We start from the raw sequence: 17,448 nt of genomic DNA on the forward strand, positions 1-17,448 counted from the left end.
CAGCCCGCCACGTTCCGCCTAGAAGTGGGCGGTGATCCGGCGGCCCGGGCCGTCGACCGTGATCCGTCCGCCGTACGGCAGCACCCACTGCGGTGCGGTGTGCCCGAACTCCACGCCGAAGACCACCATGGCCTCCGGGTGGTAGGCGTCCAGCGCCTTGAGCACCGCGGCCCGCTGCTCCGCCCGGTACTTCTCCCGGTCCTCCGGCGGCTTCGGCGCCGAGAAGACGCTGGCCTTCGCGGTCGCCACCAGCACGGCCGGGAACTGCTCCAGAAGGCCGCGCTCGCCGGCGTTGCGCAGCATCCGGAACACCTCCTCGCCCGACGGCATCTCCTCGGACGTCTCCAGCAGCAGGACCGAACCGGCGTACCGTTCGGCCGGGTGGATCCAGCGCCCGGCGGCCAGATTCCAGTGCAGGATCTCCAGGCAGCCACCCCAGGTCGGCCCGCTCACCACCCGGTCCGCCCGGTGCCACTCCCAGCCCGGAGCGTTCACTGACGGCGCATGCTCGGTCAGCGACCGCGGATCCTCCCACCTGATCTCCTCCTCGCGGATCTCGGCGAGCGGATGGATCTCCAGGTCGGTCTGCTCGAACAGGGCCACCCGCAGGGAGGCCGCGTGCACCGGGTCGACCTCGCCGCCGGCGCCCAGGTGCAGCTGCGTCGAACCGCCGTGATAGGCCGGGAGGCCGTGGAACCAGAGCCAGTTCAGCAGGTTCGTGTTGTCCGAGAAGCCGAGGAACGGCTTCGGATCGGCCCGGAACACCGCCGGGTCGAGATGCCGCAGCACGGTGATCTGGTCGTCGCCGCCGATGGTGGCCAGCACCGCCCGGATCGTCGGGTCCGCCCACGCCGCCGTCAGGTCGGCCGCCCGCTCCTCCGGCGAGGCGCCGAACCGGCGGGTGGCCGGGTACTCCACCGGCTCCAGACCGAACTCCTCCCGGAGCCGGCGCATGGCCTGCTCGTGTATCTCCGGGAAGAGCGCGGGCGCGGCGAACGAGGGTGAGACGACGGCGACGCGATCGCCGGGACGGAGCTTCATGACTCTCATTCAACCCACCCCGGCAACCGCTTTCAGGCCACCGTCGCCGTGCCCAGCACCTTCCCGTCGCGGTCGGTGATCAGGATGGCGTCGACCTCGGCCGCCTTCACCGAACTGGCCCCGGTCAGCTTCGCCTCGCCGTCCAGCGTGTCGCCCCAGGCGGCGGCCTGCTCGGTGGCGCCGCTCCTGGTGCGCACCAGGCACAGGAAGGGACCGTTCCCGGACATCCGGCTCACGTCCAGCCCCACTTCGACACCCCACTTCTTGGGGGTGATCGACGCCTGGCCGGTGAGACCGCTGCCCGGCGCCGGCTGGAACCGCGCGCTGATCAACTGCACGCTGGGCAGCGCCTCCGGACCGCTCGGGGTGCCCTCGCCGGTGTTCGTCATGATCCCGTAGCCGATCGCGGCGGCCGCGATGAGCGTGACCGAGGCGGCGGCCAGCCACCGCACCCGGTTCACCCGGGTCTCCTTGAACTTCTGCTGCCGCATCCGGCTGAGCAGGTTCTCGATGTTCTGCGGGCTCGGCCGGGCGGCCGGTGAGACCGCGAGCGCCGCGCCGCCACCCAGCTGCCGCGCGTCCGGCAGACTCTGCAACATCTCCGGTACGGGGGAGAGCCGGTCTAGTTCGGCCCGGCACTCCGCGCAGTCGTGCAGATGTTCGTCGAGCCGGTCGGTGTCCGCCTCGTCCAGACCGCCCAGGAGATATCCGCCCAGCAGACGATGCAGAGCGCCGTGCTCGTCAAGATCGCTCATCGCAACATCCCCATCTCCTCGAAGACGGTTCGCAGTGCGCGGACGGCGTAGTAGGCCCGGGATTTGACGGTGCCCTCCGGCACCGACAGCTTCCGCGCCGCGTCCGCCACGCTCTGCCCCTCGTAATACATCGCCTGGATGACCGCCCGGTGTTCCGGCGAGAGGCGTTCCATCGCCTCCGCCACCAACCAGCCTTCCACCATCTGATCGACATTGTCCGCCGACGGCACCGAGTTGACCGCGTTCTCGTCGGCGACCAGCTTCGGACGGCGCTGTTCGGCCCGCCAGGCGTTGGTCACCACGTTGCGGGCGATGGTGAGCAGGTACGACCTGGTCCGTCCCGGTTCCGGGTCGAGGTGGTCGATGTGCTTCCAGGCTCGCAGAAGTGTCTCCTGAACCAGGTCCTCCGCCTTGTGCCGGTCGTTCACGTACCGGGAGACGAAGTTGATCAGGACGGCATAGTGTTCGGTGTAGAGCGCGGTCATCAGTTGCTCGTCGGGGTTCACCCGTCGCTTCATCGGCGCCAGCTCTCCCCTCGGGTTCGGCCCGGCCACCTCGGTGTACATCGTGGCATGTGGACCGGTTCAAGGAACGCCCCGGAAAACCGGAAAACGCCGATGCCCGGCACCCTTCAGGCGCCGGGCATCGAGTCTGGAGATTCAGGTCAGCAGGATCCGGGGCCGCCGTACCGGAAGGTCCGGGCGCTCAACTTGGTGACCGTGTAGAGGTCGCTGGTGCTGCGGATGTGCATCTCCGCCGCGGGCCCGTTGAGGTAGGTGAGGCTGCCGACCCGGGCGGCCGTCATGTCGTCGCCTTCCTTGCCGTTGCCCATCTGGGTGCAGGGGGCGGCGGTGGCCGCGGCCACCTCACCGAAGACCTGGACCAGGCCGGTCTTGGAGAAGTCCACGGTCGGCCACAGCCGCTCCGGGAAGTAGCCCACCCACTCGGTGTCGTAGGCGATCCACCAGGCCCCGTTGAAGTACTGGATCCCGAACCGCTTCGTGATGTCCCGCGGCAGCGTGTCGCCGGGCCGGATGTTGTCGCTGTACTGCACGAAGCCGCAGCCGTTGTAGCAGGTCGGCTTCCGGTCCACCCAGTGGTAGACGAACAGGTGCGGGTCGTCGTCGCCGTTGACCACGCGGTCCACGTTCCACCCGACCTCGACGATCTGGGCGCCGTCGGCGGACTGCACGGCCAGTTCGGCAAGCGTGTGGTAGTCGGATCGGGCCAGGACCGGCCGGCTGATCGTCAGGTTCGCGTACGCCCCGTCGGAGACCGCGGCCTGCGACCCGACGTTGTAGAGGAAGTGGACGGTCGGCCTGGCCGCGGCGGCGGTCGGGGTGGGGCTCGGCGGCTCCGGCGGCACGACCGTGGTCGTCTCCTTCTTGAGCACCCCGGAACGCGTGGAACGGCCCTTCGGCGCGTACTCCTCCTCGGCCTCCTCGCCGCTCGCGTCGGGCGCGGCCGCGTCCAGCCCGGCGGCCTTCAGTGCGCCGCTGCTGGCGCCGTCGCGCCCGGTCTGGAGCTCCTGGGGCCGCTGACCCCAGGGCAGCTTCGTCGGCGGGGCCTCGACCGGCGTCTCGCCACCCTCCGCCGGACCGGGGTCGGCCGGCGCCACCGCGGGGGCCGTTCTCTCCGGGATCTGCTCCGCACCCGCGTTGAGGGTTGAGACGACTCCGATGGAGCCGACCACGGCTGCGGTGAGGCCCGCGGCGAACAGCCCGCGGCGTGACTTCGACACGTGTCCGTCCTCGGTGTGGGGGCATCGGAGGCGGGTGCGACGGCCTCCGGCGACCGGTTCTCGGCGGCGCTGGTCACCATATAGCCATCGCGATTGGGCAGGGACCGCCTGAGCAGCGGATTCTGTCGAAACGGCCGATCGGGGTAGGCCGATCTGGTGACAGACCCCCCAAAAATCTCGACACAGTGTGGCGGCGTTGTCGCTCAACGCAGTTTTTCGCACCACGCCTCGAAAGAGGCAAAGCTCGCCAAGCCTCTTTCGAGCCCGAAGCCTCCGGTGAATTCGCCCCACACCGGTGGCGATCATGTGATAAAACCTATCTGGTCTATAGGTTTTGTATGCCTGCCGGGAGGCTGCCGTGTCCGACCACCTCGCCATCGCGCAGTGGCACTCCGCCACCGCACACGACTGGGCCGTCGCGCCCCGCTTCAATCCGGTGGACCGCTGGTACCACCGGCTCGCGGTGGCCGACGATCACGAGGTCTGGTTGCTCACCTGGCTACCCGGGCAGGCCACCGAGATCCACGACCACGGCGGCTCGTCCGGCGCGTTCTTCGTGCACAGCGGCGACCTCACCGAGGACACCGTGTCGACGGTCGGCGGCCGGCCCCGGATCGTCTCCCGGGAGCTGGGTGAGGGCGTGGGCCGCCGGTTCGGCGGCCACCACATCCACCGGATCGTCAACAACGGCATCCGGCCGGCGGTCAGCGTGCACGTCTACGGTCCGGCGCTGACCAGCATGACCAAGTACCGGCTCGGGCCGGACGGCCTGGAGGTCCTGACCGTGGAGCGGGCCGGCGCCGAGTGGTGAGCCCGGCTACTTCGGGTAGACCACGCCGGACCGGCCGCTGTACAGGTTCCGGGTGCCGTCCAACCGATGGCCGGTGTTCGGCGCGTCCAGCCAGATGATGTAGGCAGCGCCCGGGGTCAGCCCGGTTACCGTGGTGCTCACCGCGCACCCGCTGCCCGGCGCCACCTCCTGCCACACCGGTTGCGGCTGCGGGCCTTTCACCAGCTTCTGCGGCACGGCCGCCACCCGGTAGTTCGAGTTGAACTGGGTCGGCCAGTCGACCCTGAGCGAGCCCGCGCCCGGGGTCACCCGGACCGGGATCAGCGCCGGGTCGGTCCGCGGCCAGAGCTTCGTACATCTCGGGTCGGGGGTGGGCACGGAGAGCGAGACCTCCGGTGTCGGGCTGGGGGTGCCCATCGTGACCGACGGGGACGGGGTCGCCTGCCCCTGCTGCACGAGCAGCCAGGACTCGCCGTCCCGCGCGGCGCCGTCGGTCGTCGCGGTGCGCTCGCCGAGGCCGAGCGCGGCGCAGCCGCCGAGTGTGAGCGACGTCGCCGCCAGCGCGATCGCGATCCTGGTGTGCCGCACGTGCCGTCCTTCCGATCGGGGTCCCCTACTGATCGGCGGCGGCCACCGGGGTTTTAGGGCGCAGCGGCTCGGTGAATCGCCAGCCCTCGGCGAGCAGGTCGTCGACGGCCCGGATCGCGGTGCGCAGGCGGCGCCCGTACGGCCCGGTCAGCTCCACCCACGGCGTGCCGCCGGCCGCCAGCCCGGCCCGGAACCGCCCGGTCATCCACTGCCGCAGGTGTTCGCCGTCACGCAGCCCGTCGTCCTCGAACGGCACGTCCGCGCAGTCGGTCAACAGGTAGAGGTCCGGCGCCCGGACCAGCTCGCACACCGCGGGCGAGGCGCTGCCCAGGTAGCGCTCCTCCCAGACCGTGGTGGCGAAGGCGTCCGTGTCACCGAAGATCACCGGCGAGCCGGCACGGGCGGCCGCGTCCTCGTCCGCGCTCTGCTCGACCGCGACCGTCACGAAGTCCGCCCGGTCCCAGGTCACGTCGAAGACGGTGGCCTCCGGCCGGTCCGTCCGCAGCTCGGCGAGCTTGCGCTCGGTGAGCTGCCGGCCGAACTCGGGCACCCAGCGGGTGCCCGCCCAGACGCCGCCGCGGGTCCGGTAGTGCCGGGCCAGGGCACGGGCCATGGTGGTGGTACCGGTCGACTCGGCGCCCACCACGATCACCCGCCGGGCCAGGTGGCCCCGGGCGCCGGCCCGCAGCCGGTCCCAGTGCGCGGCCGGGTCGGCGCGGACCGCCGTGCCGGAGACCGGCACGCGGAGCCGGTCCGGGTCGAGCAGGACCGGCTCGGCGTGGAAACGGCGGGCCAGCTCGGCCCCGTACGCCTCGGAGGAGAACACCGCGTCCACCCGGTCGACGCCGGCCGCCTCCCGGAAGACCGCCATGTGCAGGTCCCACACCGCCGGGTCGGCGTAGTCGATCGGGTGGTCGTCGTGCACCCCGGCGAACCGGACGTTCGGTCCGTGCTCGGCGCGCAACCACGCCAGCCGATCGGCCAGCGGGATGCTCTCCGCCGAGGAGGGCGCCACCACCACGGTGACCCGTTCGCAGGCGGCGGCCGCGGCGTCGATCAGCGCGTGGTGGCCCTCGTGCGGCGGATAGAACTTCCCGACGATCAGCCCGTGCCGGTACCTCACGCCGGAACCGCCCCGTGCCGTGCCCGCAGCGCGACCCGCCACGAACGCAGGCCCAGCACGCACAGGAGCAGGAAGGCCACGTACAGGATCGCGGTGAGCCAGAGATCCTTGTACGCGTAGAGCGGGATGTAGATCAGGTCTGCGGCGATCCAGATCCACCAGCTCTCCACCAGCTTGCGGGTCTGGCCGTAGGTGGCCAGCAGGGACAGCGCCGTGGTGAGCCCGTCGGCCAGCGGGACCGTGGAGCCGGTGAGCCGGTCCAGGAAGAGCCAGAGACCGGCGGTGAGCAGCACCCCGGCCACGATCAGGCCGATCCACTCGGGACGGGTCGTGGAGCGGACCTCCAGGGCGGACCGGTTCTGGCCGCCGTACAGCCAGGCCCACCAGCCGTAGAAGCCGAGAATCACGTAGACGATCTGGAGGGTGGCGTCGGCGTACAGGCCCGCCGACCAGAAGACGACCATCAGCAGGAGCACGTTGAGGATGCCGAGCGGCCAGTTGAGGATGTGCCGGCGGACCAGGAGGCCGACATTCACGAGTCCGGTCAGGAACCCGAGCACCTCGGCCCAGGAGGTCGGCACGCCGAACGCCACCAGCGCCGGACTGTTCAACCAATCGATCATGGGGACAGCATCACCGCCGTACGCCCGGGAGGGAACCGGGTTATCCGGCGGGACGCAGGCGGTGGCCGGCCATCTCCAGCTCACCGTCCTGGACGGCGACCGCGGTCTGCAGGCCGGAGTCGTCCCGGAGCAGCACCGATCCGCCCTCGATCCGGTAGGTGCCGCGGGCCGGCCGTCGCCGGCCGGCCACCTCACCGGCGTACGTCCCGTCGGTCCGCAGACTCAGCCGGACCACGCCGTCGGCGCTGTGCCACGAGCCCACCACGGCGTCGCTGACCGCCAGCGGGGGCCGGGGGCCGCCGGAGCCGGAGTACGGGCCCGGCGAGCCCCCGAGCGCGATGGCCAGCAGCGAGGTGGCGTCGAGGACGGTGAAGTCGACACGGGAATCACAGACAGGGGTCACGATCAGCGGCTCCGGGGGTGTCGGGTCGGGGTCGGCCCCTACGGTCGGCACTTCCGGCCCGCGACGCTGGATTCGCTGAGTTGCGAACGGGAGCGGTCCGGTGCGCGTTCGGTTGCCGGTCAGCCGGTGGCGCGCAACGCCGCGGTCACCGCCACCGTGAACTTCTCCAGGTAGTCCTCGCCGATCGGCTGCCGGGCCACGGCCAGCCGCCAGTAGAGCGGGCCGAGGATCATGTCGACGGCCACGTCCGGATCGGTGCCCTCGGGCAGCTCGCCGCGGGCCACCGCCTGCCCGATCAGCTTCTCGCCGACGGCCTGCTGGTGGGTCCGGAGAGCCCGTTGCAGGGTCTCGGCGATCTGCGGGTTGCGGGCCGCCTCGGCCATCAGGTCCGGGATGATCTGGGACGCGATCCGGTGCTGGAGGGCCGTGCTCACGATCATCAGGAGGAGCTGGAGGTCGCCGGAGAAACTGCCGGTGTCGGGAAGTGGAACCTTCCGCTCCGCGACATCCGAGATTATCTCCATTACCATTTCTAGCTTGTTGCTCCATCGACGGTAGATCGCCGTCTTGCCGACCCCGGCACGGCGGGCCACCGCCTCGATGGACAACCGGCCGTAACCGACCTCCGCCAGCTCACTCATGACGGCGTTTCGGATCGCCACGGTGATATCGCCTCGGAGCACCGCCGCTCCGGCTGGTGCGCGCTTGATTGTCGCCACACGGTCACTATAGCGCTACGACGTAACGGTTGCGTTCCGCCGTTTGGTCAGCTACCGTCACAGCCACGTCGATACGAACCCGTTCCATCGGCATCGGCGGGGGCCTGTCATGCTGCATGCTGTGACCTCGCACCAGGCATCGGATCCCGCCGCGCCCTTCGGGCCGACCAGATCGGAGCACCACCCCATGCCAGAGACGGCGGTCGCCGAGACCGACGCCGGCCTCTCCCTCAAGGAGCTGGCCCGGCGCAACGGCCTGAGCGCGTCCGGGCGGCTTCCGAGCCTTCCGGACTACACCCGGCAGCTGTGGGCGTACCGGCACTTCATCCGGGCCCACTCCAGCGCGAAGATGACGTCCGCACTGGGCAACACCAAGCTCGGCGCGGTGTGGCAGGTGCTCACCCCGATCATCAACGCGGCTGTCTACTACGTCATCTTCGGCCTGGTCCTCGGGGGCCACGAGGAGATGCCGAACTTCATCGCGTACCTCTGCATCGGTGTCTTCGTGTTCCAGTTCACCCAGTCGGTGGTGCAGACGGGGACGAACGCGATCACCGGCAACCTCGGGCTGATCCGCGCGCTGCACTTCCCCCGGGCCAGCCTGCCGCTCTCCGCCTCGCTGGTGGAGATCCGCAACTTCATGGTGGCGGTGTTCGTCCTGATGGGCATCGTGCTGATCACCGGCGAGCCGATCACCGTCGAGTGGCTGATCGTGGTGCCGGCCCTGGTCCTGCAGTCGTTCTTCAACGTCGGCCTGGGCCTGTTCATGGCCCGCTACGGCTCCAAGGTGCGCGACGTCAAGCAGCTGATCCCGTTCATCATGCGGTTCTGGCTGTACGGATCGGCCGTTCTCTACCCGGTGACGAAGTTCCAGGATCTGCTGAGCGGCTGGCAGCTCCAGGTGGTCGAGGCCAACCCGCTGCTGGTCTACATCGAGCTGATGCGCCACGCGCTGCTCGAGGAAGCGACCCTGGCGAACTCCCCGACCGTGCTGTGGATCGAGGCGGTCGTGTGGACCGTGGTCGTCGGCATCGGCGGCTTCGTTTACTTCTGGCGCGGAGAGAAGGGCTACGGCCGTGGCTGACAACGAGCGGATTCCCACCGTCATCGCCGACGAGGCCCACATCATCTACAAGGTCCACCAGGCCGGTGCGTCCAGTTCCAGCCCGCTGGCCAGCTTCAAGCGCCTGGCCACCCGGAGCAAGAACTCGAACATCCGTGAGGTGCACGCGGTCAAGGGTGTCAGCTTCGTGGCCTACAAGGGCGAGGCGATCGGCCTGATCGGCACCAACGGCTCGGGCAAGTCGACCCTTCTGCGCGCGGTGGCCGGCCTGCTGCCGGTCTCCCGGGGCGCGATCTACGCCTCCGGCCAGCCGTCCCTGCTGGGTGTGAACGCGGCACTGATGAACGAGCTGCCCGGCGACCGCAACGTCGAGCTGGGCTGCCTCGCGATGGGCATGTCGCCGGCCGAGGTGCGGGCGAAGAAGGACGAGATCATCGAGTTCTCCGGCATCAACGACAAGGGTGACTTCGCCACCCTGCCGATGCGGACGTACTCCTCGGGCATGTCGGCCCGGCTGCGCTTCTCGATCGCGGCCGCCAAGCAGCACGACGTGCTCCTGATCGACGAGGCGCTGGCCACCGGTGACGCCAAGTTCCGCAGGCGCAGCGAGGCCCGGGTCCGGGAGCTGCGCGCCCAGGCCGGCACGGTGTTCCTGGTGAGCCACAGCGAGCAGTCGATCCGGGACACCTGTGAGCGGTGCATCTGGCTGGAGGCCGGCTCGATCCGCGCCGACGGCCCGACCGACGAGGTGATGAAGGAGTACGAGGCCTTCGCCCGCAGGTAGGCCCCGCACTCCCCCGGTGGTTCAGTTGACCGACAGGTGCACGTGGTTGGTGTGGTCGCTGGACGGGTCGCCACCCGCCCCGCTGTACGACTTCCAGCCACTGCTCGGCAGCCAGATCCGGCGGTACCAGATCACGTACAGGACGTCCAGGTCGTCCGCGTTGTTGATGAAGTAGTTCGCCAGGTTGTTGCCGTACGTCTTGTCGGCTCCCGTGGCGTCCCCGCCGAAGGTCCCCTTCTCCGCGGAGAAGTCGCAGGCCCGGCCCTTGGGGTGCTCGCCGCTGTTCTGCGTACGCCAGCACTTGGTGAACCGGGTGAAGCCGTCCGCCCGGGCCTGCTTGTAGGCGTGCAGCAGGGTCGCGGTGATGCAGCCGCCGGTGCCGGTCGGGTCGTCCTGGTTGCAGCTCGATCCGCCCGGGCCCGGCTCCGCGTCGGCACTGCCGCCGCCGTCGGAGGAGGACGAGGCGTCCGAGCCCTGGTTCGCCGCCTTGAGCGCGGCCTCGGCCTTGGCCTTCTGCTTCGCCATCACGGTGACCTGCTTCTGCTGGTCCTTGATCGCGATGTCGATGGAGTCCTTGGCCTTCTGGCGGTCCTCGCGGGTGGTCTTCAGTCCCTGGATCGCCCGGCTCTGGTCGGCCGCCACGATGGCCAGGGTCTCGGCCCGGCCCAGGAAGCCCTCGGCCGAATCGGCGGCGAGCACGGCTGACATCGGCCCGGCCCGGCCCGCGGTGTACGCCTGCGTGGCGATCAGGTCGAGCTGCTCCTGCTGTGGCCCGAGCTCGGTGTCCAGGCGCTTGAGCTCCGAGGTCAGCTTGGTCTGCTGCTCCTTGGAGGTCTTCAGCTTCTTCTTGGCCTCGATGTAGCCGCTGGAGGCCTTCTCGAGTTGTTCGATGAGGGACTTCGATCCGCCCTCACCGTCGTCCCCGGTGTCTCCGGGGGCGGCGAGCAGCCGGGGGGCCGCGGTGGCCGGCGACGCGACGACGGCCAGTCCGCACGCGGCGACGAGCAGCGCCAGCAACGCCGCTAATCGCCGCGCAGTGTTCTGCTGCACAGGCATTTCCTTCCGTCGGCCGCCGGCCGGGTTAGCTGACGGGTTCGGGACGAAGGAAATCCCTACCGCGAGTAAGCGGATTCACCCCGGGATGCGGCTTATTCGCGACCTACCTTGAGCCTCGCTCGCCGTAGGCCGACAACGGTGGCCCTCACCGTCGCGAATACGTCGCACATTGGTTCCCCGGCTCGCCATTGACGGCGATTAGGCGGCGGCCCCCGCGCGGGAACCGCACCGACCATACCCACTCGATCGACAGATCGACAGTTCTCGTACGCACCGCAATTGCCCCGACACGACAGGTGATTGCAATTACGGAATGTGTTTGCGAGGTAACTCTTTTAGCGGTTCCCGGGGTCTGATCCACAGCGATATCTCGGGTAAACTGGCCGCCGGTCCTGCCAGGACGGCACCGCCCCCGAGTTGCCGGCAGGCCGCCGCCCAATCGTCGCGAGACGAGCCGGGGAACCAGGTTCACTGGGGTGTATCCGCAGTTTGCGGTAGGGATTGCTTCCGTCCCGAACCCGTCAGCTAACTCGGTCGGCGGTGTCACGGAAGGAACTGTTGATGGCAGCAAGTCCCCGCCGGTGGCTGATACTTGCCCTGGCGCCGCTGGTGAGCGCCCTGATGTTCATGGCGCCCGCGACTCCGGCCGCGGCCGAGCCAGGCGGCTCCTCATCCTCCGCACAGGAGGAGGACGAGGACGCAACTCTCAACGACGTGATCGAGTCGACCAACCGGCGCTACGCCTCCGCGAAGTCCGCGGTGACGCAGTCCACCAAGACGCAGGCCAAACTGGCCAAGCAGATCCAGGCGGCGGAGGCCCGGCGGGACGCACTGATCCCCGAGGTCGACCAGATCGCCAAGCAGCAGTACATGACCGGCAACCTGAGCGCCATGGGCTTCCTGCTCAGGTCCCAGGACTCGGGCGACTTCCTGACCAAGGCGGTCTCCCTCGAAGAGATCAACAAGCTGCACGACGCCAAGCTGCACGAGCTCAACGCGGCGATCACCGAGATCTCGGAGAGCAAGGCGCAGCTGGATGCCGAGGTCAAGGCGCAGCAGCAGAACGCCGCCGTGATGAAGAAGCAGAAGGACGCGGCCGACAAGGCGTTCCAGCTGGTCGGCGGCAAGTCGGTGACCAAGGGCCTCGTGGTGGCGGACTCACCGGAGGCCGACCCGGCGCCGCGGAACGGCTCCGGCGGTTTCTCGTCGGAGGGCTGCACCGAGGACGACCCGACCACCGGCGGCTGTGTCACCAAGCGCACGCTGCACATGTACAAAGAGACCAAGAAGGCCGGCTTCAACATGTTCGTCGGCTGTCACCGCACCGGCGGGCCCTTCGAACACCCCAAGGGCCGTGCCTGCGACTGGTCGTTGCAGAAGAGCGGATTCTCGTCCTACGACACCGACAAGGAATTCCGGTACGGCAACAACCTGATGGCGTTCCTGGTCCGTAACGCCGACGAGCTCGGCATCTACTACGTGATCTGGAACAGGATGATCTGGTTCCCGGCGTCGGGCTGGAAGGAATACCACGGGGTCAGTGCTCACACCGACCACGTACACGTCTCGATGCTCTGACGGACTTCACGAGAACGGCCCCCGCCCATCCGGGCGGGGGCCGTTTTCACGTGCTCAGTGCACCGCGCGCCGGACCGGAGCGCGGCCGTGCGGCTGGGCCGGCGCCGGGCCCGGCGGCACCGCGGCCGGAATCGGCATGGTGACCGGTCGCACCTGGGTCACCTCGAGCTCCTTGCCGTGGTGGACCAGGGTGAGCCGGGCCTGCCCGCCGCCGTTGCGCAGCGAGTAGGTCACCTCGTCGGATGTCACGTTGACGCGCAGCCGCAGACCCCGCCAGAGCAGCGAGAACTCCAGGTTGTTGATCCGGCTGGGCAGCCGCGGCGCGAAGCTCAGCTGGCCGTTGAAGTCCCGCATGCCGCCGAGGCCGGCGACCAGCGCGATCCAGGAGCCGGCCAGGGACGCCACGTGCACGCCGTCCCGCGCGTTCCGGTGCAGGTCGTGCAGGTCCATCAGGGCGGCCTCGCCCAGGTAGTCGTGGGCCAGCTCGAGATGCCCGGTCTCGGCCGCCATGACCGCCTGGATGCAGGCCGACAACGACGAGTCCCGGACGGTACGGGCGTCGTAGTACGCGAAGTTGCGCGCCTTCTCCTCCGGGGTGAACGCGTCGCCCCGGATGTACATCGCCATCACCAGGTCGGCCTGCTTGACCACCTGCTTGCGGTACAGGTCGAAGTACGGGAAGTTGAGCAGCAGCGGGTAGCCCTCCGGCGGGGTGCCCTCGAAGTCCCACTCCTGAAGCCGGGTGAAGCCCTCGCACTGCTGGTGGACGCCCAGCTCCTTGTCGTACGGGATGTGCACGGCCGCCGCCGCGTCCCGCCAGGAGGCCGCCTCCTCGTCGTTGACCCCGAAACCGCGGGCCAGGTCCGGGTGCCGCTGGCAGGCGTCGACGGCGGCCATCAGGTTCTGCTGCGCCATCAGGTTGGTGTAGATGTTGTCGTTCACCACGGCGGTGTACTCGTCGGGCCCGGTGACGCCGTCGATGTGGAACCGCCCGTGCCGGTCGTGGTGGCCCAGCGACCGCCACAGCCGCGCCGTCTCCACGAGCAGCTCCAGGCCGACCTCACGCTCGAAGTCGAAGTCCCCGGTGGCCTGCACGTAGCGGCGGACCGCGTCGGCGATGTCGGCGGCGATGTGGAAGCCCGCGGTGCCGGCCGGCCAGTAGCCCGAGCACTCCTGGCCGCGGATGGTCCGCCACGGGAAGGCCGCCCCCGACAGGCCGAGCGTCTGCGCCCGCTCCCGGGCCAGGTCCAGCGTCGAGTGCCGCCAGCGCAGCACGTCGGCCGCCGCGGAGGGCTGGGTGTAGGTGAGCGCCGGCAGCACGAACGTCTCAGCGTCCCAGAACGTGTGGCCGTCGTAGCCGGGGCCGGTCAGGCCCTTGGAGCCGATCGGCCGCTTCTCCGCCCGGGCGCCGGCCTGGAGCGTGTGGAAGAGGCCGAACCGAACCGCCTGCTGCACCTCCGGGTCGCCCTCGACCTTGACGTCCGAGTGGTCCCAGAACGCGTCCAGGTAGTCCTGCTGCTGCTGGACCAGACCCTCCCAGCCGTCCAGCCGGGCGCTGGCCAGGGCCGCCCCGACCTGGTCGCGCAGGGCGGGCAGCGAGCGCATGCTGGACCACCCGTACGCCGCCAGCTTGACCACCCGCAGCTTCTGCCCGGGCTCCAGACGGCAGGCGACCGTGGTGCGCAGCCAGTCCGGGTGGCCCTCGGTGGTGATGGCGTGCCGGCCCGGGGTCTCGACCAGGTGCTCCATGGCCGCGGCCATCCGCAGGTCACTGGCCTTGGTGCGGTGGATCAGGATGCCGCCGGCGGGCTGCTCCATCATCTCCTCGGCCAGCAGCGGGCGGTCCAGCACAGCCGCCACCCGCGGGTCCTTGCTCATCGGCGGCAGCTGCTCGTTCGCCACCAGCTCGGATTGCAGGATCAGCCGGGCCGAGGTCTCGAGGGGCTCCACCTCGTACAGGAAGGCCACGACCGCGCGCTGGGTGAACGAGACCAGCCGGACGGTCCGCACCCGGACGCCCTGGCCGGACGGGGACACCCACTCGACGCACCGCTCCAGCAGGCCCGCCCGCAGGTCGAGGCAGCGCTCGTGGGAGCGCAACTCGCCGTACCGGACGTCGAACGGCTCGTCGTTGACGAGCAGGCGCATCAGCTTGGCGTTGGTGACGTTGACCATGGTCTGGCCGGACTCGGGAAAACCGTATCCCGCCTCGGCGTGCGGCAGCGGCCGCAGCTCGTAGAACGAGTTCAGATAGCTGCCCGGCAGACCGTGCGGCTCGCCCTCGTCCAGGTTTCCGCGTATCCCGATGTGGCCGTTCGAGAGAGCGAATACCGACTCTGACTGGGCCATCAGGTCCAGGTCGAGCCGGGTCTCCCGGATGTGCCAAGGGTCGACGGGATAAGCCCGTTCACGGATCACGGTCGTGCCTCTCGTAACTGATTTCAGAGGAGGTCTTTGAGATCTTGCACCACGACGTCGGCGCCGTGTTCGCGCAGCGCGTCGGCCTGGCCCACCCGGTCCACGCCGATCACGATGCCGAAGCCACCGGCCCGGCCGGCGGCCACGCCCGCCTGGGCGTCCTCGAACACGGCGCAGTTGGCCGGGTCGAGGCCGAGCAGCTCGGCGCCCTTGAGGAAGGTGTCCGGCGCGGGCTTGCCGGGCAGACCCAGCTCACGCGCGACGACGCCGTCCACGCGGGCCTCCAGGAGGTCGGCGATCCCGGCCGCCTCCAGGACGTCCTTGCAGTTGGCGCTCGCCGACACGACCGCACGGCGTAGACCGGCGGCCCTGGCGGCCTTCAGGTACTCCACCGATCCGGGGTAGACCTGGACGGCGCCTTCTTTGATCTTCTGTAGCACGAGCACGTTCTTGCGATTGCCGATGCCGTTGACGGTCTCCCGATCGGGGGTGTCGTCCGGGTCGCCCTCGGGCAGGGTGATGCCCCGGGACGCCAGGAACGTCCGGACACCGTCGGCACGCTGACGGCCGTCGACATAACGGTGATAGTCGACGCCGGAATCGAACGGGACAAAAAGTTGATCATGATTTGCCGCCCACGATTCCAGGAACGTATCGAACGTCTGTTTCCATGCGGCGCTGTGCACGAGCGCGGTCTGCGTCAGCACGCCGTCAAGATCGAAAAGGCAAGCGGTCACCTGTGAAGGAAGTCCGAGCACGCGCCCAATGTAGCCGGACGCGATCCACGAGGAGCGCGGAAGGGCGTCTTCACATTTCCATGATGTTTCACAAGGCGTTCAACCTGCTGTTTCACCGGGGATCCGGCACGGACTCCAGACCGATACGTAGGCCGATCGAGGTACCGATCGGCCCGGTGGCCGTCGTGACCTCGTCACAGAGCTGATGGGCCAGCCAGAGACCCCGGCCGCCGACCTCGAACGTCTCCGGCGTGCGCACGCGGTCCAGATAGGCGCTCGGGATGCCCGGGCCGGAGTCGGTCACCACACACCACACCGAACCGCCGTCGATCCGCAACACCACCCGGCCCCACCCACCCGCGTGCAGCACCACGTTGGTGATCACTTCGTTGACGGCCAGCACGAACCCGTCCCGGCGGTCACCGGCGAGCCCGGCGACGCCCAGCAACCGGGTGATCTCGTGCCGCAGGATCGTGATGTCGTCCCGGCCGAAAGCACGGTCCAGCAGCACCGGCCACGCCCGCGAGGGGCCGGAAGCCGCGCGCACGCCCTGGCCGTTCCTCTCCTCCACCGTGCAGCAGCCTACGCGCTGTGGCCGACCGGTAGCGGGAGGCATCCGTGAACGCGCCCGGAAGTGGCGCGGGACCCCCGGTCAGCGCCAGCCGACATCGATCCGATCACCCCGCTCGTCGAAGAAGTGCACCGCGTCCATCCGCACCGACACGGCCAGCGGATGACCGGGACCGATCGCCGGGTACGGCGCCAGGCGCACCGCCAGCTCGGCCGGCTTGCGGTGATGCTTGCCCACCTCGCTCAGCACCCCGACACGGCCCTGCGGGGCCACCGGCTCCGGCGTCTGGCCGGCCAGACGTTGCAGCGCCTTCCTGAACCCGCCACCGACGCTCCGGGTCTCGGTCACCGGGCCGCTCATCTCGTCCACCACGATCGCCGTGGCGCCGATGTCCAGGTACGCGAGCGACTCGTGCCCGTGGTGCTCCAGGAAGCGGATCCGCCCCTGGAAGACGGGCCCCTGCGTGTCCGGCGTGACCGGGGTGAGCGCCTCGGCCCGGATGCCGACCACGATCCGCTCGCCGTGGTAGCGGGCCACCGCCCGGGCGCGTGGGTCGTTCCACGGCATGTAGAGCGTCTGCTCGCCGAAGCTCAGAGCGATGTACTGGTCCAGGTGCACGTAGACCGCGGCCTCGAGCAGGTTCATCTTGGGCGAGCCCAGGAAGGCGGCGACGTACAGGGTGGCCGGGCGCCGGTACACCTCGGTCGGCGTGCCGACGTCCTGGAGCACGCCCTTGCGCATGATCGCGACGCGGTCCGCCATGGTCAGCGCCTCGGCCTGGTCGTGGGTCACGTACATGGTCGTCACACCCAGCTCACGAGTCATGCTCGTGATCTCGGCGCGCAACTCGGCGCGGAGTCCGCTGTCCAGGTTGGACAACGGCTCGTCCATCAGGAAAATGCCTGGTCGGCGCACCATGGCGCGGCCCATCGCGACCCGCTGCCGCTGACCGCCGGAGAGCTGACTCGGCCGCCGCGCCAGAACCTCGCCGATGCCGAGCGCGCCGGCGATCGCGTCCACCCGCTCCTGCCGCGGCGTCGGCTCGATACCGGACAACTTCAGCGGGAAACCGATGTTCTCCGAGACGGTCATGTGCGGATAGAGCGCGAAATCCTGAAACACCATCGCGATGCTGCGGTCCCGCGGCGGCAGCTCCAGCACCGGCTCGCCGTTCAGGAGGATGTCCCCCCGCGTGGGATCCTCCAACCCGGCGATCATCCGCAGCACGGTCGACTTTCCGCAGCCCGAAGGCCCGAGCAGGACCATGAACTCCCCGTCCTGCACATCCAGGCTGACGTTGTCGACGGCAGTGGTGCCGTCTGGCCAGATCTTGGTGACCTCTTTCAGCGCGACGGTGGACACCGTCAACCTCCCGCATCGACTGTGATCCCGATCCCACGACGGTCGGCGATCGGGTACTGACTCTGCGAGTGGCTTCGATGCTTCGCCATCGGGCGA

18 protein-coding genes and 2 riboswitches are annotated in these 17,448 nt (G+C 69.5%); of the genes, 4 read left to right on the forward strand and 14 right to left on the reverse strand.

The features are described 5' to 3' along the window. Nucleotides 1–18: 18 nt before the first annotated feature. From KZ829_RS28080 to KZ829_RS28095, 4 genes are all read right to left on the reverse strand, one after another. Complete coding sequence (locus KZ829_RS28080) at nt 19–1,041, reverse strand: S66 peptidase family protein (RefSeq protein ID WP_220146932.1); 1,023 nt, start codon at nt 1,039–1,041, stop codon at nt 19–21. Nucleotides 1,042–1,073: 32 nt separating this feature from the next. Continuing rightward, nucleotides 1,074–1,796, reverse strand: coding sequence for a zf-HC2 domain-containing protein (locus KZ829_RS28085; RefSeq protein WP_220146933.1), 723 nt, complete (start codon nt 1,794–1,796; stop codon nt 1,074–1,076). Then, nucleotides 1,793–2,314 (reverse strand): sigma-70 family RNA polymerase sigma factor, encoded by a 522-nt coding sequence (locus tag KZ829_RS28090; protein ID WP_220146934.1) that lies wholly within the window; start codon nt 2,312–2,314, stop codon nt 1,793–1,795. Before KZ829_RS28090 ends, KZ829_RS28085 begins: the two co-directional genes overlap by 4 nt. Nucleotides 2,315–2,460: 146 nt before the next feature. After that, a complete protein-coding gene (locus KZ829_RS28095; RefSeq protein ID WP_308285694.1) occupies nt 2,461–3,537 on the reverse strand; it encodes a neprosin family prolyl endopeptidase in 1,077 nt (358 codons plus the stop codon). A 358-nt stretch (nt 3,538–3,895) separates the two neighbouring features. Between KZ829_RS28095 and KZ829_RS28100 the strand changes: the two genes are divergently transcribed. Then, the gene (locus tag KZ829_RS28100) at nt 3,896–4,348 is read left to right on the forward strand and encodes a cysteine dioxygenase (protein ID WP_220146936.1); all 453 of its coding nucleotides are present in this window, start codon (nt 3,896–3,898) and stop codon (nt 4,346–4,348) included. Nucleotides 4,349–4,354: 6 nt separating this feature from the next. Here the strand turns inward: KZ829_RS28100 and KZ829_RS28105 are convergent, their stop codons facing one another. The 5 genes from KZ829_RS28105 to KZ829_RS28125 form a co-directional block, all read right to left on the reverse strand. Next, nucleotides 4,355–4,915, reverse strand: coding sequence for a hypothetical protein (locus KZ829_RS28105; protein WP_220146937.1), 561 nt, complete (start codon nt 4,913–4,915; stop codon nt 4,355–4,357). Nucleotides 4,916–4,940: 25 nt separating this feature from the next. Further along, entirely contained in the window at nt 4,941–6,038 is a 1,098-nt protein-coding gene (locus KZ829_RS28110) for an AAA family ATPase (protein WP_220146938.1), read from the reverse strand. Continuing rightward, a complete protein-coding gene (pnuC, locus tag KZ829_RS28115) occupies nt 6,035–6,661 on the reverse strand; it encodes a nicotinamide riboside transporter PnuC (RefSeq protein WP_220146939.1) in 627 nt (208 codons plus the stop codon). The genes KZ829_RS28110 and pnuC overlap by 4 nt, the downstream gene beginning before the upstream one ends. Before the next feature lie 40 nt (nt 6,662–6,701). Next, nucleotides 6,702–7,115, reverse strand: a complete 414-nt coding sequence (locus KZ829_RS28120; protein WP_308285695.1) for an Atu4866 domain-containing protein — start codon at nt 7,113–7,115, stop codon at nt 6,702–6,704. 68 nt (nt 7,116–7,183) lie between these two features. Beyond that, on the reverse strand, nt 7,184–7,747 hold the full coding sequence (locus KZ829_RS28125; protein WP_220146940.1) for a TetR/AcrR family transcriptional regulator: 564 nt from the start codon (nt 7,745–7,747) through the stop codon (nt 7,184–7,186). 223 nt (nt 7,748–7,970) lie between these two features. On the opposite strand from KZ829_RS28125, the gene KZ829_RS28130 reads away from it, so the two are divergent. Further along, the gene (locus KZ829_RS28130; protein WP_220146941.1) at nt 7,971–8,867 is read left to right on the forward strand and encodes an ABC transporter permease; all 897 of its coding nucleotides are present in this window, start codon (nt 7,971–7,973) and stop codon (nt 8,865–8,867) included. Beyond that, a complete protein-coding gene (locus KZ829_RS28135; RefSeq protein ID WP_220146942.1) occupies nt 8,860–9,630 on the forward strand; it encodes an ABC transporter ATP-binding protein in 771 nt (256 codons plus the stop codon). Before KZ829_RS28130 ends, KZ829_RS28135 begins: the two co-directional genes overlap by 8 nt. A gap of 21 nt (nt 9,631–9,651) precedes the next feature. On the opposite strand, the gene KZ829_RS28140 is transcribed toward KZ829_RS28135, so the two are convergent. Further along, nucleotides 9,652–10,686, reverse strand: coding sequence for a coiled-coil domain-containing protein (locus tag KZ829_RS28140; protein WP_220146943.1), 1,035 nt, complete (start codon nt 10,684–10,686; stop codon nt 9,652–9,654). Then, nucleotides 10,685–10,901: riboswitch (cyclic di-AMP (ydaO/yuaA leader) on the reverse strand. (Overlaps the previous gene by 2 nt.) Nucleotides 10,902–11,108: 207 nt before the next feature. After that, nucleotides 11,109–11,243, forward strand: a riboswitch (cyclic di-AMP (ydaO/yuaA leader). Nucleotides 11,244–11,247: 4 nt separating this feature from the next. Here KZ829_RS28140 and KZ829_RS28145 point away from each other — a divergent pair. After that, a complete protein-coding gene (locus KZ829_RS28145; RefSeq protein ID WP_220146944.1) occupies nt 11,248–12,264 on the forward strand; it encodes a coiled-coil domain-containing protein in 1,017 nt (338 codons plus the stop codon). 54 nt (nt 12,265–12,318) lie between these two features. On the opposite strand, the gene KZ829_RS28150 is transcribed toward KZ829_RS28145, so the two are convergent. From KZ829_RS28150 to KZ829_RS28165, 4 genes are all read right to left on the reverse strand, one after another. Beyond that, nucleotides 12,319–14,682 (reverse strand): glycoside hydrolase family 65 protein, encoded by a 2,364-nt coding sequence (locus KZ829_RS28150; protein ID WP_220146945.1) that lies wholly within the window; start codon nt 14,680–14,682, stop codon nt 12,319–12,321. A gap of 23 nt (nt 14,683–14,705) precedes the next feature. Then, the gene (locus KZ829_RS28155) at nt 14,706–15,440 is read right to left on the reverse strand and encodes a beta-phosphoglucomutase family hydrolase (RefSeq protein ID WP_220146946.1); all 735 of its coding nucleotides are present in this window, start codon (nt 15,438–15,440) and stop codon (nt 14,706–14,708) included. A 91-nt stretch (nt 15,441–15,531) separates the two neighbouring features. After that, nucleotides 15,532–15,990 (reverse strand): ATP-binding protein, encoded by a 459-nt coding sequence (locus KZ829_RS28160; RefSeq protein ID WP_308285696.1) that lies wholly within the window; start codon nt 15,988–15,990, stop codon nt 15,532–15,534. Nucleotides 15,991–16,071: 81 nt separating this feature from the next. Then, a complete protein-coding gene (locus KZ829_RS28165) occupies nt 16,072–17,352 on the reverse strand; it encodes an ABC transporter ATP-binding protein (protein ID WP_220146948.1) in 1,281 nt (426 codons plus the stop codon). Nucleotides 17,353–17,448: the final 96 nt, after the last annotated feature.

Origin of the sequence: Actinoplanes hulinensis (assembly GCF_019429605.1) — a bacterium.
In the GTDB taxonomy this organism is placed as follows: domain Bacteria; phylum Actinomycetota; class Actinomycetes; order Mycobacteriales; family Micromonosporaceae; genus Actinoplanes; species Actinoplanes campanulatus.

Bases quoted from the DNA above. Each gene is read 5' to 3' on its own strand.
- KZ829_RS28080 (WP_220146932.1), bottom strand. From the start codon at position 1,041: ATGAAGCTCCGTCCCGGCGATCGCGTCGCCGTCGTCTCACCCTCGTTC.
- KZ829_RS28085 (WP_220146933.1), bottom strand. From the start codon at position 1,796: ATGAGCGATCTTGACGAGCACGGCGCTCTGCATCGTCTGCTGGGCGGA.
- KZ829_RS28090 (WP_220146934.1), bottom strand. From the start codon at position 2,314: ATGAAGCGACGGGTGAACCCCGACGAGCAACTGATGACCGCGCTCTAC.
- pnuC (WP_220146939.1), bottom strand. From the start codon at position 6,661: ATGATCGATTGGTTGAACAGTCCGGCGCTGGTGGCGTTCGGCGTGCCG.
- KZ829_RS28130 (WP_220146941.1), top strand. From the start codon at position 7,971: ATGCCAGAGACGGCGGTCGCCGAGACCGACGCCGGCCTCTCCCTCAAG.
- KZ829_RS28140 (WP_220146943.1), bottom strand. From the start codon at position 10,686: ATGCCTGTGCAGCAGAACACTGCGCGGCGATTAGCGGCGTTGCTGGCG.
- KZ829_RS28145 (WP_220146944.1), top strand. From the start codon at position 11,248: ATGGCAGCAAGTCCCCGCCGGTGGCTGATACTTGCCCTGGCGCCGCTG.